This is a genomic window from Streptomyces araujoniae (assembly GCF_050871195.1).
GTDB classification, from domain to species: Bacteria; Actinomycetota; Actinomycetes; order Streptomycetales; family Streptomycetaceae; genus Streptomyces; species Streptomyces bacillaris.
Window position 1 is genome coordinate 7,707,167 of record NZ_CP194070.1, and the last position, 13,128, is coordinate 7,720,294.

General features: G+C 74.1%; 9 protein-coding genes. 5 read left to right on the top strand and 4 right to left on the bottom strand.

The features are described 5' to 3' along the window. Window positions 1-50 precede the first annotated feature (50 nt). The 4 genes from ACQ9ZG_RS32380 to ACQ9ZG_RS32395 form a co-directional block, all read right to left on the bottom strand. Window positions 51-1,415: an FAD-dependent oxidoreductase gene (locus ACQ9ZG_RS32380; RefSeq protein ID WP_499281526.1), complete on the bottom strand. Its 1,365-nt coding sequence runs from the start codon at window positions 1,413-1,415 to the stop codon at window positions 51-53. Next, window positions 1,412-3,526, bottom strand: a complete 2,115-nt coding sequence (locus ACQ9ZG_RS32385) for a molybdopterin oxidoreductase family protein (protein ID WP_109915726.1) — start codon at window positions 3,524-3,526, stop codon at window positions 1,412-1,414. Before ACQ9ZG_RS32385 ends, ACQ9ZG_RS32380 begins: the two co-directional genes overlap by 4 nt. Next, window positions 3,516-4,895 (bottom strand): nitrate/nitrite transporter, encoded by a 1,380-nt coding sequence (locus ACQ9ZG_RS32390; RefSeq protein WP_028417832.1) that lies wholly within the window; start codon window positions 4,893-4,895, stop codon window positions 3,516-3,518. The genes ACQ9ZG_RS32385 and ACQ9ZG_RS32390 overlap by 11 nt, the downstream gene beginning before the upstream one ends. A 236-nt stretch (window positions 4,896-5,131) precedes the next feature. Next, a complete protein-coding gene (locus ACQ9ZG_RS32395) occupies window positions 5,132-5,674 on the bottom strand; it encodes an SRPBCC family protein (RefSeq protein WP_028417831.1) in 543 nt (180 codons plus the stop codon). Between the two features lie 358 nt (window positions 5,675-6,032). Between ACQ9ZG_RS32395 and ACQ9ZG_RS32400 the strand changes: the two genes are divergently transcribed. The 5 genes from ACQ9ZG_RS32400 (at window position 6,033) to ACQ9ZG_RS32420 (ending at window position 13,086) form a co-directional block, all read left to right on the top strand. After that, window positions 6,033-7,106: a LacI family DNA-binding transcriptional regulator gene (locus ACQ9ZG_RS32400; RefSeq protein WP_499281527.1), complete on the top strand. Its 1,074-nt coding sequence runs from the start codon at window positions 6,033-6,035 to the stop codon at window positions 7,104-7,106. An 84-nt stretch (window positions 7,107-7,190) separates the two neighbouring features. Further along, window positions 7,191-8,819, top strand: coding sequence for an FAD-dependent oxidoreductase (locus ACQ9ZG_RS32405; protein WP_084990397.1), 1,629 nt, complete (start codon window positions 7,191-7,193; stop codon window positions 8,817-8,819). 51 nt (window positions 8,820-8,870) lie between these two features. Then, complete coding sequence (locus ACQ9ZG_RS32410) at window positions 8,871-11,024, top strand: hydantoinase/oxoprolinase family protein (protein ID WP_109916255.1); 2,154 nt, start codon at window positions 8,871-8,873, stop codon at window positions 11,022-11,024. Beyond that, window positions 11,021-11,761, top strand: a complete 741-nt coding sequence (locus tag ACQ9ZG_RS32415) for a hypothetical protein (RefSeq protein WP_499281528.1) — start codon at window positions 11,021-11,023, stop codon at window positions 11,759-11,761. The genes ACQ9ZG_RS32410 and ACQ9ZG_RS32415 overlap by 4 nt, the downstream gene beginning before the upstream one ends. Before the next feature lie 8 nt (window positions 11,762-11,769). Further along, window positions 11,770-13,086, top strand: a complete 1,317-nt coding sequence (locus ACQ9ZG_RS32420; protein WP_028417826.1) for a TRAP transporter large permease subunit — start codon at window positions 11,770-11,772, stop codon at window positions 13,084-13,086. The last annotated feature ends 42 nt before the right edge of the window (window positions 13,087-13,128 follow it).

Genomic DNA, 13,128 nt, shown 5'->3' on the forward strand with positions numbered 1-13,128 from the left:
TGGCGGGGCGGGCGTGGCGGACAGGGCCGGGCGGCCGGTGACCGGGCGGCTCATGACGCGGCGACGGATGCGCAGATCCGGTTCACCAACGCCGTGCAGCTGCCGCACCCGGTGGTGGCACGGGTCGCGGCGGCGACGGCGGGGAGGTCGCGGGCGCCCTGCCGGCAGGCCTCGTGGAGGTCCTTCCTGGTGACGTTGTTGCACTGGCATACCACGGCCGTGTCCGGGAGTTCGGCGGAGTTCGCGTACTCCTCGTCGTTGCCCAGCAGCAGGGCGAGCCGGTCCGGGGGCGCCGGGCGGTCCTCGGCGTGGAGCCGGCCGACGGTGGCGACGGCGCGGGGCAGGCCCACCAGCACCCCGGCGCGCACCCGGCCCTCACGCAGCACGAGGCGCCCGTAGCGGCCGCCGGCCGGGTCGGACAGCACGACCTGCTCGTCGTCGCCCGGGTCGTCGAGCGCCTGGAGCGGGCCCAGCGCGGCCAGTGCGGGCAGCCGGGGCCGCACGACGACCTGCCGGGCGGGCTCGTGGCGTCCGTCCCCGCCGCTGAGCGTCCGGGCCAGGGCGTCGGCCTGGTCCCACGCGGAGGCGAGGGTGGCGTGCCGGCCGGGGGCCTCGACGCAGTCGCCCAGGGCGTGGATGTGCGGATCGCTGGTGCGGAGCCGGTCGTCCACGACGATGCCGTGACCGACGGCCAGCCGGGCGGTGCGGGCGAGGACCGTGTCGGGCTCGGCGCCGGTGCAGAGCAGCAGGGTCCCGGCGGCCAGCAGCCGCCCGTCGTCCAGGACGATCTTGCCGGTCTCCACGGCGACGGCCCGCCGGCCGGTCTCCACGGCCACCCCGGCCTCCCCGAGCAGGCCCGTCACCAGGGACCCCGCCCGGTCGTCGAGCAGCCGGTGCATCGGGCGGGCGCCCGGGTGGACGAGGGTGACGTCGTGTCCGGCGCGGCCCAGCGCGTACGCGGTCTCCGTGCCCCGCAGCCCGCCGCCGACCACCACGACCGGCCCCCGGCCCACCGGTGCGGCCCCCGGGAGCGTGTGCGGGACCCGGATGTCGGGAAGACGCCGGTCCCCGGCACCGGAGAGCGGCGGCAGGACCGGCCGGGACCCGGTGGCCAGCACCAGGACCTCGTAGGGATGGACGCCCCCGTCACTGTCCCGCAGGAGACGGCGGCCCGGGTCCACCGCCGTGATCCGGCAGCCCGTCCGGACCTCGGCGCCCAGTGGCAGCGGCCCGAGCGCCAGCGCCCCGGAGGGCAGCGTCCCGTCGAGCACGGAGAGCAACTGCGCCCGGTTGTACGCCGGTCGCGGCTCGGCGCCGAACACGGTGACGGGCCCGCGGTGACCGTGGTGGTGCAGCCGCTGGACCAGGCGGTGCGCGGCGGGGCCGTAACCGACGACGGTGATCGCGGGGCTCATGCCGTCAGCTCCCGCCAGGGCTCGATCCGTACGGCGCACACCTTGTACTCGGGCATCCGGCTGGTCGGGTCCAGGGCGGCTCCGGTCAGCAGGTTGGCCCGCCCGGCGCCCGGGAAGTGGAACGGCAGGAAGACGGTGTCCGTGCGCAGGGTCCGTGCCAGCCGCACCCGGGCGATCGTGGAGCCGTGCGCGGAGGTCACCTTGGCGAGACCGCCCTCGGCCAGCCCGAAGCGGGCGGCCGTGCCGGGGTGGATCTCGACGTGCGCCTCCGGTGCGGCGGCCAGGAGCGCGGGCACCCGGCGGGTCTGGGCCCCCGACTGGTACTGGGCCAGCACCCTCCCGGTGGTGGCGTGCAACGGGTAGTCGGCGTCGGGGAGTTCGGCCGCGTCCCGGTGCTCCACGGCGGCCAGCCGGGCCCGCCCGTCCGCGTGCGCGAACCGGTCGAGGAAGAGCCGGGGCGTGCCCGGGTGGTCCCCCTCGTCGCTCCGGGGGCAGGGCCAGTACAGCGCCTCACCGGCGTCCAGCCGTTCGTAGCTGATGCCCGCGTAGTCGGCCCGGCCCCCGCTGGAGGCCCGGCGCAGCTCGTCGAAGACGGGGCGCGGCGCGGTGGGGAACCGCTCGGCGGGCTGCCCCAGCCGGACCGCCAGCCCGTGCAGCACCTCCAGATCGGTCCGTACGCCGGGGGGCGGGGTGAGGGCCGCCCGGCGGCGCAGCACCCGTCCCTCCAGGCTCGTCATGGTCCCCTCCTCCTCGGCCCACTGGGCGACGGGCAGGACCACATCGGCGAGTTCGGTGGTCTCGGAGGGCACCATGTCGGCCACCACCAGCAGGTCCAGCGAGGCAAGCCGGCGCGCTATGTGCCCGGCGTTGGGGGCCGAGACCACCGGATTGGAGCCGAAGACCAGCAGGGCCCGGGGCCCGTCCGGGGTGCCCAGGGCGTCGAGGAGCTCGTACGCGCTGCGGCCGGGGCCGGGCAGTGTGTCCGGGGCGACCCCCCACACCCCGGCGACATGGGCGCGGGCCGCCGGGTCGGTGATCATGCGGTAGCCGGGCAGCTGGTCGGCCTTCTGCCCGTGCTCCCGCCCGCCCTGGCCGTTGCCCTGGCCGGTGAGGCAGCCGTAACCGCTGCCCTCCCGGCCGGGCATGCCCAGGGCGAGGGCCAGGTTGATGAAGGCGGCGGTGGTGTCGGTCCCCTTGCTGTGCTGCTCCACCCCGCGCCCGCTGAGGAGGTAGCGCCGGTCCGCCCCGGCCAGCATCCGTACGGCCCGCTCCTGGTCCTCGACCGGGACGCCGGTCACCTGCTCGACCCGCTCGGGCCACCAGGGCAGGGCGCACCGCCAGGCTTCCTCGAACCCCGTGGTGCGGGTGTCGAGGTACTCCTCGTCCAGGTGCTTCCCGGCCACCGCGATGTGGAACAGGCCGAGCGCCAGGGCGAGATCGGTGCCGGGCGCGGGCTGGAGGTGCAGCGCCGCCTGCTCGGCGGTCCGGGTGCGGCGGGGATCGATGACGATCAGCCGGGGGCGGACCAGATGGCGCATCAGCGGGGGCATGGTCTCGGCCGGGTTGGCCCCGGCCAGCATGACCACGTCGGCCTCACCGAGATCCGTGACGGGGAACGGCAGCCCCCGGTCCAGTCCGAAGGCCGCGTTGCCGGCGGCCGCCGCCGAGGACATGCAGAAGCGGCCGTTGTAGTCGATCTGGCTGGTGCCGAGCGCGATCCGGGCGAACTTGCCCAGCGCGTAAGCCTTCTCGTTGGTCAGCCCGCCGCCGCCGAACACGCCGACGCCGTCGGGGCCGTACGTCTCGCGCACCCGCCCCAGCCGCTCGGCGACCAGATCCAGGGCGTCGTCCCAGCTCGCCGGGGCGAGTTGGCCGTCGGCCCCGCGCACCAGGGGGGTGCGCAGCCGGTCGGGGGTGTTGAGCAGGGCGGGGGCCGTCCACCCCTTCTGGCACAGGCCGCCCCGGTTGACGGGGAAGTCGGGGGACGGCTCCACCTCGACGTCCGTACCGCTGCGGTGCAGCAGGGTCCCGCACTGGAGGGCGCAGTAGACGCAGTGCGTGCGGGTGGTGGTGACGGGGGCTTCGGGGCCCCGCGCCCGGTCACCGGACATGGGAGGTCCGGGGCCGGGCCGGGCTGGGGGCGCTCTGCTCGGTGCTCCCGCTCCGCAGATAGACCCGCAGCAGGATCAGCATGCACAGCGCGTAGAAGCCGAGGAAGCAGAGGAACGCCATGTCGCCGCCGCCCCCGCCCTGGTACGAGGACCGGAAGGCGAGGTTCACCGCGACGCCGCCGAGCGCCCCGACGGCCCCGGCGATCCCGATGACCGCACCCGAGACCCGCCGTGCCCGCGCGAAGGCCTGGGGAGCGCCCGCGCCGGAGGTGATGGCCTCCTCCGCCTCCCGGGCGAAGACGGCCGGGATCATCTTGTACGTCGAGCCGTTGCCGAAGCCGCTGAGCACGAAGAGGAGGGTGAACCCGGCGACGAACAGGGCGAACGACCCGGCCCGGGACGCGAGCAGCAGCACACAGGTGCCCGCGGCCAGCCCGGCGAAGGTCCACACGGTGGTACGGGCCCCGCCCCACCGGTCGGCCACCTTCCCGCCGAACGGGCGGGCCAGGGAGCCGAGGAGCGGACCGAGGAAGGTGACGGAGGCGGCCTCCAGCGGAGTGGAGCCGAACTCGCTCTGGAGCACGAGACCGAAGGCGAAGCCGTACCCGATGAACGAGCCGAAGGTGCCGATGTAGAGGACGGAGATCCACCAGGTGTGACGGCTGGCGGCGGCCTCGCGCAGGGCGCCCGGCTCCGCGCGCACGGCCTCGACGTTGTCCATCCGCAGGGCCGACAGCACCGACACGATCACGATGAGCGGCAGGTAGACGGCGATCACGTACGACGGATGGGTGTTCCCGGCCGTGGCGATGACCAGCAGACCGAGGATCTGGATCACGGCGACGCCGAGGTTGCCGCCGCCCGCGTTCACGCCGAGGGCCCAGCCCTGGTGCCGCTGCGGGTAGAAGATCGTGATGTTGGTCATCGAGGAGGCGAAGTTGGCTCCTCCGACACCCGCGGTGGCACCGATCAGCAGGAACACCCAGAGCGGCGTGCCCGGGCGCTGGATGAAGATGAACGCCAGCACCGTCGGCACCAGGAGCGCGACGGAGGCGAACACCGTCCAGTTGCGGCCCCCGAAGCGGGTCACGGCATAGCTGTACGGCAGCCGCAGCGCCGCGCCGACCAGGGTGGGGATGACCACCAGCAGGAACTTCTCGTCCGGGGCGAAGCCCAGACCGATCTCGGGCGACATGAACAGGACGAGCACCGACCACAGGCTCCACACGGAGAAGCCGATGTGCTCGGACAGGACGGACATGACCAGATTGCGACGGGCGATCTTCTTGCCGGAGAGCTCCCAGAACTCCTCGTTCTCCGGCTCCCAGTCCTGGATCCACCGTCCGGAAGCGGACCGTCGGGTCTTCATGTCTGTGGAACTCCTGTGTCGGAGGGGCGTGCCGGGGCGCGTCCGGGCACGCCGGCAGCGGCGGTGACGCGGCGGTTGTCGGACAGCGTGCCCGGGTGCCTTCCGTCGTTTCCTTCATGGAGGGGGAACGGAAACCCGCTGTCCTGTTCCGCGCCATTCGCGGAACAGGATTTATCGCACGGTCGACCGGCCGCGCAGAAGAACGCGGCGAGGGAGGTGGAGCGGGTGAACGGAAATCACTGCTTTTCGATGACGACCTTGATCCGGTCGAGGGTCTCGTCCAGATCCTGTGCGAGCTTGGCGGTCCAGTCGGTGACGAACTGGGCGCGTTCCTGCTCGTCCATGTCCTTGACGATCTTATGAATTCCGGCGGTCGCCTTGCCCATGCGGAAATGGTGGGTGAGGACCGTGCCGTCCCCGTCGGCCGCGACGTCGAAGCCCCACAGGCTCTCCTGGTCCTCCTGGGCGTGCGTGAGCATCACCCACTGGAAGGTCCGGCCCGGCTCGGCCGCGACGATCCGTGCCTCGGTGTACCAGGTGCCGCGGATCAGCGGAGCCCAGGAGACCACGTCCTCGCTGCGCAGATTCTCCCCGCGGAAGATCGAGCCGACGGCGGAAGGCTCTCCCGAAATCCACTCGCCGCCCCGGCACTCCGGGCTCCATTCGGCCTGGCGTGGAAGGTCGCTGACGACCGCGTAGACCTTTTCCGGAGACGCGGAAACTCGTTTGTCGGCACGGAGTTCGAACAGCGGGGACTTTTCGATGATGGAGTTCGCCATACCGGTGATCCTGCCGATCACGTCGCGCGGGGGTCAACGCGGAGCCCGCTGATCCGTCAAGTTCCCGGACGGCGGCGGCGGAGGGTCCTCGGGGCGACGGCCCAGGTCAGGGCGGGCGTCCGGTGCGGGGCTCGGGCCGGCGCCCCGGGACGGTCCCGACCCGGGGGCCCCGGCCGCCACCGTCGGCCTGCCCGCCGTCCTCGCTCCTTCCAGGCGCCGATTATTAGTCGATTATTAGTCGTTCCACCCCTCTTGACCCCCTCGCCCGACCGGCGGCAAGGTGCTGGCTAATCCGCATTAGCACCCGTGCATCCACACGCAGGCCGAGGCTAATGCGCATTAGTCGAGGGAGTAGAGCATGGCTGAAAAGGGACCTTCCCGGCAGCGGCGCGGGCGACCGCGCCAGGCCGAGGTGGCCCGGCTCGCCGGGGTGTCGCAGACGACGGTGTCGCTGGTGCTCGGCGGCAACAAGCAGGGCATCGCCCTGCACGAGGAGACCCGGGCCCGGGTGCTCACGGCCGCCCGCGAACTCGGTTACGTGCCCGACCCGGCGGCCCGCCGTCTCGCCGCCGCCCGGAACAACCTCCTCGGCGTCTTCAGCTTCACCGCCACCTTCCCGACCGCCGTCGAGCACTCGTACTACCCGATCCTCGTCGGCGTCGAGCAGGAGGCCGCCGCCCAGGGCTTCGACCTGGTCCTCTTCACCGGGTCCAGCCCCGGCGGGGCCCAGGCGGGGGACCCCGGGGCGCTGAACCGGGTCCGGCTCGCCGACGGCTGCCTCTTCCTCGGCCGCCACGTCCCGGACGACCAGCTGCGCCGGCTCGTCGCGGACGGCTACCCCGCCGTGCACATCGGCCGCCGCGACGCGTTGGAGGGACTCGCCTGGGTCGGCGCCGACTACGTCGCGGCCAGCGCCGAGGTCGTCCGCCACCTGGCGTCCCTGGGCCACCGGCGGATCGTGCTCGTCCGCGAGGACGACGAGGCGCCGGCCTCCACCGACCGCGAGCACGGCTTCCGCACCGCGCTCGCCGCGCACGCCGCCGACGGCCCCGCCGCCGTCGTGCGCACCGCACACGCCGAGCAGCACATCACCGCCGCCTGGGTGCGCGACCGGCTGGCCGAGGGCGTCACCGCGTTCGTCGCCGAGGAGACCGACACCGGTGCCGCCTGGCGGGCCCTGCACACGGCCGTCGCCGCCGCCGGGCTCGCCGCGCCGGACGACGTGTCGCTGGCGCTCCTCGGCTCACCCCCCGCCGACCTGGCCGCCGCCCGTCCGCCGACCGGCTTCGACATCCCCCGGGCCGACCTCGGCGCGGCCGCCGTCCGGCTGCTCATCGCCCAGCTCTCCGGCCGGGAGCACACCGAGCCCCTGGTGGCGTGCGCGTTCCGCCCCGGTACCACGGCGGGCCCACCGCCGGGCCGGACGGGCTGAGACCCGCGCCCCACCCCGTACCGCCCCACGCTCCACCCCGTACCGCCCACGCCCCGAACACCCAGCGCAAGGAGTCAGCACCGTATGCCCACCCCCATCGGCGCCCCCCACGAGACCGACGTGCTCATCGCGGGCGGTGGTACGGGCGGCGTCGCCGCCGCGCTCGCCGCCTGCCGGGCGGGCCGCACCGTCGTCCTCACCGAGGAGACCGACTGGATCGGCGGCCAGCTCACCTCGCAGGCCGTCCCGCCGGACGAGCACCCCTGGGTCGAGCAGTTCGGCGTCACCGACACCTACCGGACCCTGCGCGAGTCGATCCGCGCCCACTACCGGCAGTGGTACCCGATGCGCGCCGAAGCCCTGGACCTCCCGCTGCTCAACCCGGGCGCGGGCCGCGTCAGCAAGCTCTGCCACGAACCGCGCGTCGCCCTCGCCGTGCTGGAGGCGATGCTCGCCCCGCACATCGCCGCCGGACGGCTCACCGTCCTCACCCACACCCGCCCCGTCGCCGCCGACACCGAGGGGGACTCCGTCCGCGCGGTCACCTTCGAGGACGTACGCGACGGCGCCCGCCACACCGTCGCCGCCCCCTACGTCATCGACGCCACCGAGACCGGCGAACTGCTGGAGCTGGCCGACGTGGAACACGCGCTGGGCGCCGAGGCCCGCTCCGAGCACGACGAGCCGCACGCCCCCGAGACCGCCGACCCCCTCAACCAGCAGGGCATCACCGTCTGCTTCGCCCTCTCCCACCACCAGGGCGAGAACCACACCATCGACCGCCCCGACGACTACGCCTTCTGGCGCTCCTACCGCCCCGACTTCTGGCCCGGCCCCCTCCTGAGCTTCACCGCCCCCGACCCCCGCTCCCTCGCGGCCGTCACCCGCACCTTCGAACCCAACCCCGACGTCGACCCGCTCGCCGTCAACGCCGACCAGAGCGCCGACGCGGGCGACAAGGAGCTGTGGGGCTTCCGCCGCATCCTCGCCCGCAAGCTGCACCGCCCCGGCGCGTTCGACTCCGACATCACCCTCGTCAACTGGCCGCTCAACGACTACTGGCTCAAGCCCCTCATCGGCGCGGGCGAGGAGACCGGCCGCGCGGCGGTGGCCGAGGCCCGCCAGCTCTCGCTCTCCGTCCTGTACTGGCTCCAGACCGAGGCCCCCCGCACCGACGGCGGTACCGGCTTCCCCGGCCTGCGGCTCCGCCCCGACGTCACCGGCACCGCCGACGGCCTCGCCAAGGCCCCGTACGTCCGCGAGTCCCGCCGCATCAAGGCCGTCACCACCGTCACCGAGCACGACGTGGCCATCGACCTCGTCGGACCGTACGGAGGCACCCGGCACCGCGACTCCGTCGGCGTCGGCGGCTACCGCATCGACCTGCACCCCTCCACCGGCGGCGACAACTACATCGACATCGGCTCCGTGCCCTTCGAGATCCCCCTCGGGGCCCTCCTGCCCCGCCGGGTGCGCAACCTGCTGCCCGCCGGCAAGAACATCGGCACCACCCACATCACCAACGGCTGCTACCGCCTCCACCCCGTCGAGTGGAACATCGGCGAGGCCGCCGGGGCGCTCGCCGCCCACTGCCTGGAGGAGGGCGTTCGCCCGCACCAGGTGCAGGAGGAGGACAAGCGGCTGGAGGAGTTCACCCGCGTGCTCGACCGGGCCGGCGTCCAGCGCCACTGGCCCGACGTCCGGGGCTACTGACCGTCCCCGTACCGCAGTCCGGTCCACCCGACACAAGGAGGTGTCACCAGCATGACCGAGGAACAGCACGACCCGCCCCGACCGCAGCGCATACGCGTCGGCATCGACGTCGGCGGAACCTTCACCGACGCCGTGGCCGTCGACTCCGCCACCCTCGAACTCGTCGCCCAGGTGAAGGTCCCCACCAGCCACCACCACGAGGACGGGGTCGCCCACGGCATCGTCGAGGCGCTCGACCGGCTGCTCAAGGACGTCGGCAGCGCCCCCGAGGACGTGGCCTTCCTGGCCCACGGCACCACCCAGGCCACCAACGCCCTGCTGGAGGGCGACGTCGCCCCCGTGGGCCTGATCGGCATCGGCACCGGCCCCGGGGCGCTCCCCACCAAGCGCCTCGCCGCCCTGGCGAACCTCGAACTCACCCCCGGCAAGAGGCTCCCGCTCCACTACGCCCACGTCGACGACCCCGACGACATTGCCGCCGTCCACGCGGCTGTCGACCGGCTCACCGCCGCCGGGGCCCATGTGCTCGTCGCCAGCGAACCGTTCAGCGTCGACGTACCCGACGGCGAGGAGGCCGTCCTCGACGCCGCACGCGGACACGGGCTCCCGATGACCGCCGCCCACAGGATCACCTCGCTGTACGGGCTCCGCAAGCGCACCCGGACCGCCGTGGTCAACGCGGCGATCCTGCCGAAGATGCTCGCCACCGCCGACCTGGTGGACCGCTCCATCGCCGCCGCCGGGGTGACCGCGCCGCTGATGGTGATGCGCTGCGACGGCGGCGTCATGTCCCTGGACGAGATGCGCGGACGCCCCCTGCTCACCGTCCTGTCCGGCCCGGCGGCCGGAGTCGCCGGGGCTCTGATGCGGGAGCGGGTCAGCGAGGGGGTGTTCCTGGAGACCGGCGGCACCTCCACGGACATCAGCGTCGTCCGGCGCGGCAAGGTCGCCGTCCGGCACGCCACGATCCTCGGCCGCTCCTCCTACCTCTCCGCCCTCGACGTCCGCACCGTCGGCGTCGGCGGCGGCTCCATGGCCCGGATCTCCGGCGGCAAGGTGCACGCCGTCGGACCGCGCAGCGCCCACATCGCGGGCCTGCCGTACGCCTGTTACGCCGACCCGGCCGACCTGGCGGGCGCCCGGCTCGTCACCGTACGGCCGCTGGACGGCGACCCCGACGACTACGCCGTACTGGACGCGGCCGGCGGCCGGTTCGCCCTCACCATGACCTGCGCGGCGAACGCGCTCGGCCGGGTCCCGGAGGGCGACTTCGCCGCCTGCGACCCCGAAGCGGCGCGCGCCGCGCTCCAGCCGCTGGCCGACGCGCTCGGCACCGACGTGGCCGGGGCCGCCACCCAGCTCCTCGACGCCGGGGTGAAGCAGGTCAAGGACGTCACCGAGGCGATGATCCGCGACTACCGCCTCGACCGCGACACCGCCGTCCTCGTCGGCGGCGGGGGAGGCGCCGCCTCGGTCACCCCGCACCTGGCGGCCGACACCGGACTGCCCGGCCGGATCGCGCGGAACAGCGAGGTCATCAGCCCGATCGGGGTCGCCCTCGCGCTCGTGCGCGAACAGGTCGAGCGGATCATCCCGGGCGCCACCCAGGAGCAGATCCTCGGCGTACGCAACGAGGCCGAGGCCGCCGTCGTCGCCCAGGGAGCCGCGCCCGCCGCCGTGGAGGTCGAGGTCACCGTCGACCCCCGGACCAACACCGTACGGGCCGTCGCCACCGGCGCCACCGAACTGCGCACCCAGGACCGGGCCCGCCGCACCGACGACGCCGAACGGCTCGAAGCGGCGGCGGCCAGCCTCAAGGCCGACCCCTCCGCCGTGCGGATCCTCGCCGCCACCCCCACGCACACGGTCTACGGCTCCGACCACCACCGCCGCTTCCGCCGCACCCGCCACCCCGTACGGGTGCTCGACGCCGACGGCGTGGTGCGGCTGCACGCCGCCGACGCCACGGTCGCCACCACCACGGTCGGCCAGGCCCCCGAACTCCTCGCCGACCTGGTGCGCGACGCCACCTCGTACGGCGACGGCGGCGTCCGCGCCCCCGCGCTCCGGCTGCTCCTCGGCACCCGGATCGCCGACCTCTCCGGCATCCTGGAGGCGGGCCCCCTGCTCGCCCTGGCCCGCGGCGAACTGCGCTCACGTGCGGCGGACGAACCGGTGGTCGCGGTCGTGGAGGCGCGCACATGAGCCCCCGCACACCTCCGGCACCGTCGCCCGCGGCCACCCGCTCCCGCGCCGGGAGAGCCGGTACGGCGGGCCCGCCGCGCCGGCACCCCGGTACGGCCGCCGCGTTCGCCGCTCTCACCCCCGCCCGCCGCGATGCCCTGCGCGCCGACTGCGCACGGCTGGCGGACCTGGACGACACCGAGTTCGGCGTACGGCTGCTCGCGGGCACGCCGACCCACGAGACCCGGGACCCGGCACTGCTGCGCCACTGGGCCCGCACGGCGACGGAGTTCGGCCGGGAACTGGCGGCGTCCACGCCCCCGGCGGCCGAAGTCCCGCACCCGGCGCGGGTCGTCGAGACCACCGGCGGCCTCGACCGGCTGCTGCTCGCCCGCTACACCTCCCGCCCCGAGCCCACCGTCGAACTCTTCACCGACACCCTCGCCCTCGGCGAACAGCTGGTGGACGTACTCGGCTGGCGGGACCGCTACCCCACGGGGTCGCTCCGGGCCGCCGCCCTCGCCCACGAGCACGCCCACGGCCTGCTCCACCACGACCCCCGCACCCGACGGGCGCTCCGCGACCGGCTCGGCCACACCGCCCTGCGGCTCGGCCGGCTCCGCGTCCCCGGCCATGTCGCCGGAGCCGACGAACTCGCCGCCCACGCCTACGCGGGGGCCGTCTGCGGCCTGGGCCGCTCCCCGCTCCTGCTCACCGCCGCGCTCATGGGCGCGGTCCAGGCCCTCGGAGAGGACTGAGACCCGCCATGGGAATCGTCATCCTGCTGCTCATGCTCGCCGGCGTCGGGCTCATGCTCACCCGCAAGCTGCCCACCGCCTTCGCCCTCGTGCTCCTCGCCGTCGCCATCGCGCTGGTCGCCGGAGCACCGCTCACCGGAGAGAACAGCGTTCTCGACACGGTGCTCCAGCAGGGCGCGCCGATGCTCGCCGCCACCATGCTCGCGGTGCTCATCGGCTCCTGGCTCGGCAAGCTGATGGAGGAGACCGGCATCGCCGGCACCCTCGTCCGCAAGATCGTCGAGTTCGGCGGCGACCGCCCGACCGTCGTCGCCCTCGGCGTCCTCGCCGTCTCCGCCCTCATCGGCACCGTCACCGGCTCCGCCCCCGCCGCGATGATGGCGGGCATCATCGGCATCCCCGCCATGATCGCCGTCGGCGTACCGAAGACCACCGCCGCCGGCACCATCCTCATGGGCATCGCCGCCGGGCTCCCCTTCGAACTCCCCGTCTGGCAGTTCTTCTCCACCGCCCTGGAACTGCCCGTCGACACGGTGAAGAGCTTCATGATGAGGCTGTTCCCCTTCGCCGCCTTCTTCGCCGTCCTCTTCGTCCTCGTGGAGACCCGCCGCAAGGGCGTCGAACACGCCTGGTCCCTGGCGTCCGCCGCCGAACGCTCCGGCGACGACAGCCCGAAGAGCCCGGGGGAGCGGCGCCGGAGCCGTGCCCTGCGGATGGGCGACGCGCCCTGGTACGCGCTGCTCGCCCCGGCCGTACCGCTGGTCCTCGCGCTCGGCTTCGAACTCCCGATCATCCCCTCCATGCTCGCCGGCGTGCTCTGGGCCCTGGTGACCACCACCCGGCCCGGCATGCTCAACAAGCGGCTGCTGCGCACCCTCTACGGCGGGTTCGAGGTCGCCGCCCCGCCCATCGCGCTCTTCGTCGCCATCGGCGTCCTGCTCGCCGCGGTGAAGCTCCCCGGTGCCGTTGCGGCGCTGGACCCGCTGGTGAAGGCCGTGGCACCGGGCAACCCGGTGGTCTTCGTCATCGTCTTCACCCTGCTCGTCCCGCTCTGCCTCTACCGGGGCCCGCTCAACGTCTACGGCCTCGGCGCCGGGATCGCCGGGGTCCTCATCGCCGCCGGCATCTACCCGGCCGTCGCGGTGCTGGGCCTCACCGCCTCGTACAACCAGGTCTTCGGGGTCAGCGACCCGACCAGCACCCAGACGGTGTGGGCGGCGCAGTACTCCGGCGTCAGCCCGCAACAGGTCATGCTGCGCACCCTGCCGTACGTGTGGTGCGTCGCGCTGGGCGGCCTGATCGTCACGGCCGCCACCCAGCTCTGACCGTACGAGAACCCGTCCGGCGCCGACCGGACGACCACCCGC

What these genes read in the sequence shown, in the direction of transcription:
- ACQ9ZG_RS32380 (WP_499281526.1), bottom strand. Translation starts at nt 1,415, where the DNA reads ATGAGCCCCGCGATCACCGTCGTCGGTTACGGCCCCGCCGCGCACCGC.
- ACQ9ZG_RS32385 (WP_109915726.1), bottom strand. Translation starts at nt 3,526, where the DNA reads ATGTCCGGTGACCGGGCGCGGGGCCCCGAAGCCCCCGTCACCACCACC.
- ACQ9ZG_RS32390 (WP_028417832.1), bottom strand. Translation starts at nt 4,895, where the DNA reads ATGAAGACCCGACGGTCCGCTTCCGGACGGTGGATCCAGGACTGGGAG.
- ACQ9ZG_RS32395 (WP_028417831.1), bottom strand. Translation starts at nt 5,674, where the DNA reads ATGGCGAACTCCATCATCGAAAAGTCCCCGCTGTTCGAACTCCGTGCC.
- ACQ9ZG_RS32400 (WP_499281527.1), top strand. Translation starts at nt 6,033, where the DNA reads ATGGCTGAAAAGGGACCTTCCCGGCAGCGGCGCGGGCGACCGCGCCAG.
- ACQ9ZG_RS32405 (WP_084990397.1), top strand. Translation starts at nt 7,191, where the DNA reads ATGCCCACCCCCATCGGCGCCCCCCACGAGACCGACGTGCTCATCGCG.
- ACQ9ZG_RS32410 (WP_109916255.1), top strand. Translation starts at nt 8,871, where the DNA reads ATGACCGAGGAACAGCACGACCCGCCCCGACCGCAGCGCATACGCGTC.
- ACQ9ZG_RS32415 (WP_499281528.1), top strand. Translation starts at nt 11,021, where the DNA reads ATGAGCCCCCGCACACCTCCGGCACCGTCGCCCGCGGCCACCCGCTCC.
- ACQ9ZG_RS32420 (WP_028417826.1), top strand. Translation starts at nt 11,770, where the DNA reads ATGGGAATCGTCATCCTGCTGCTCATGCTCGCCGGCGTCGGGCTCATG.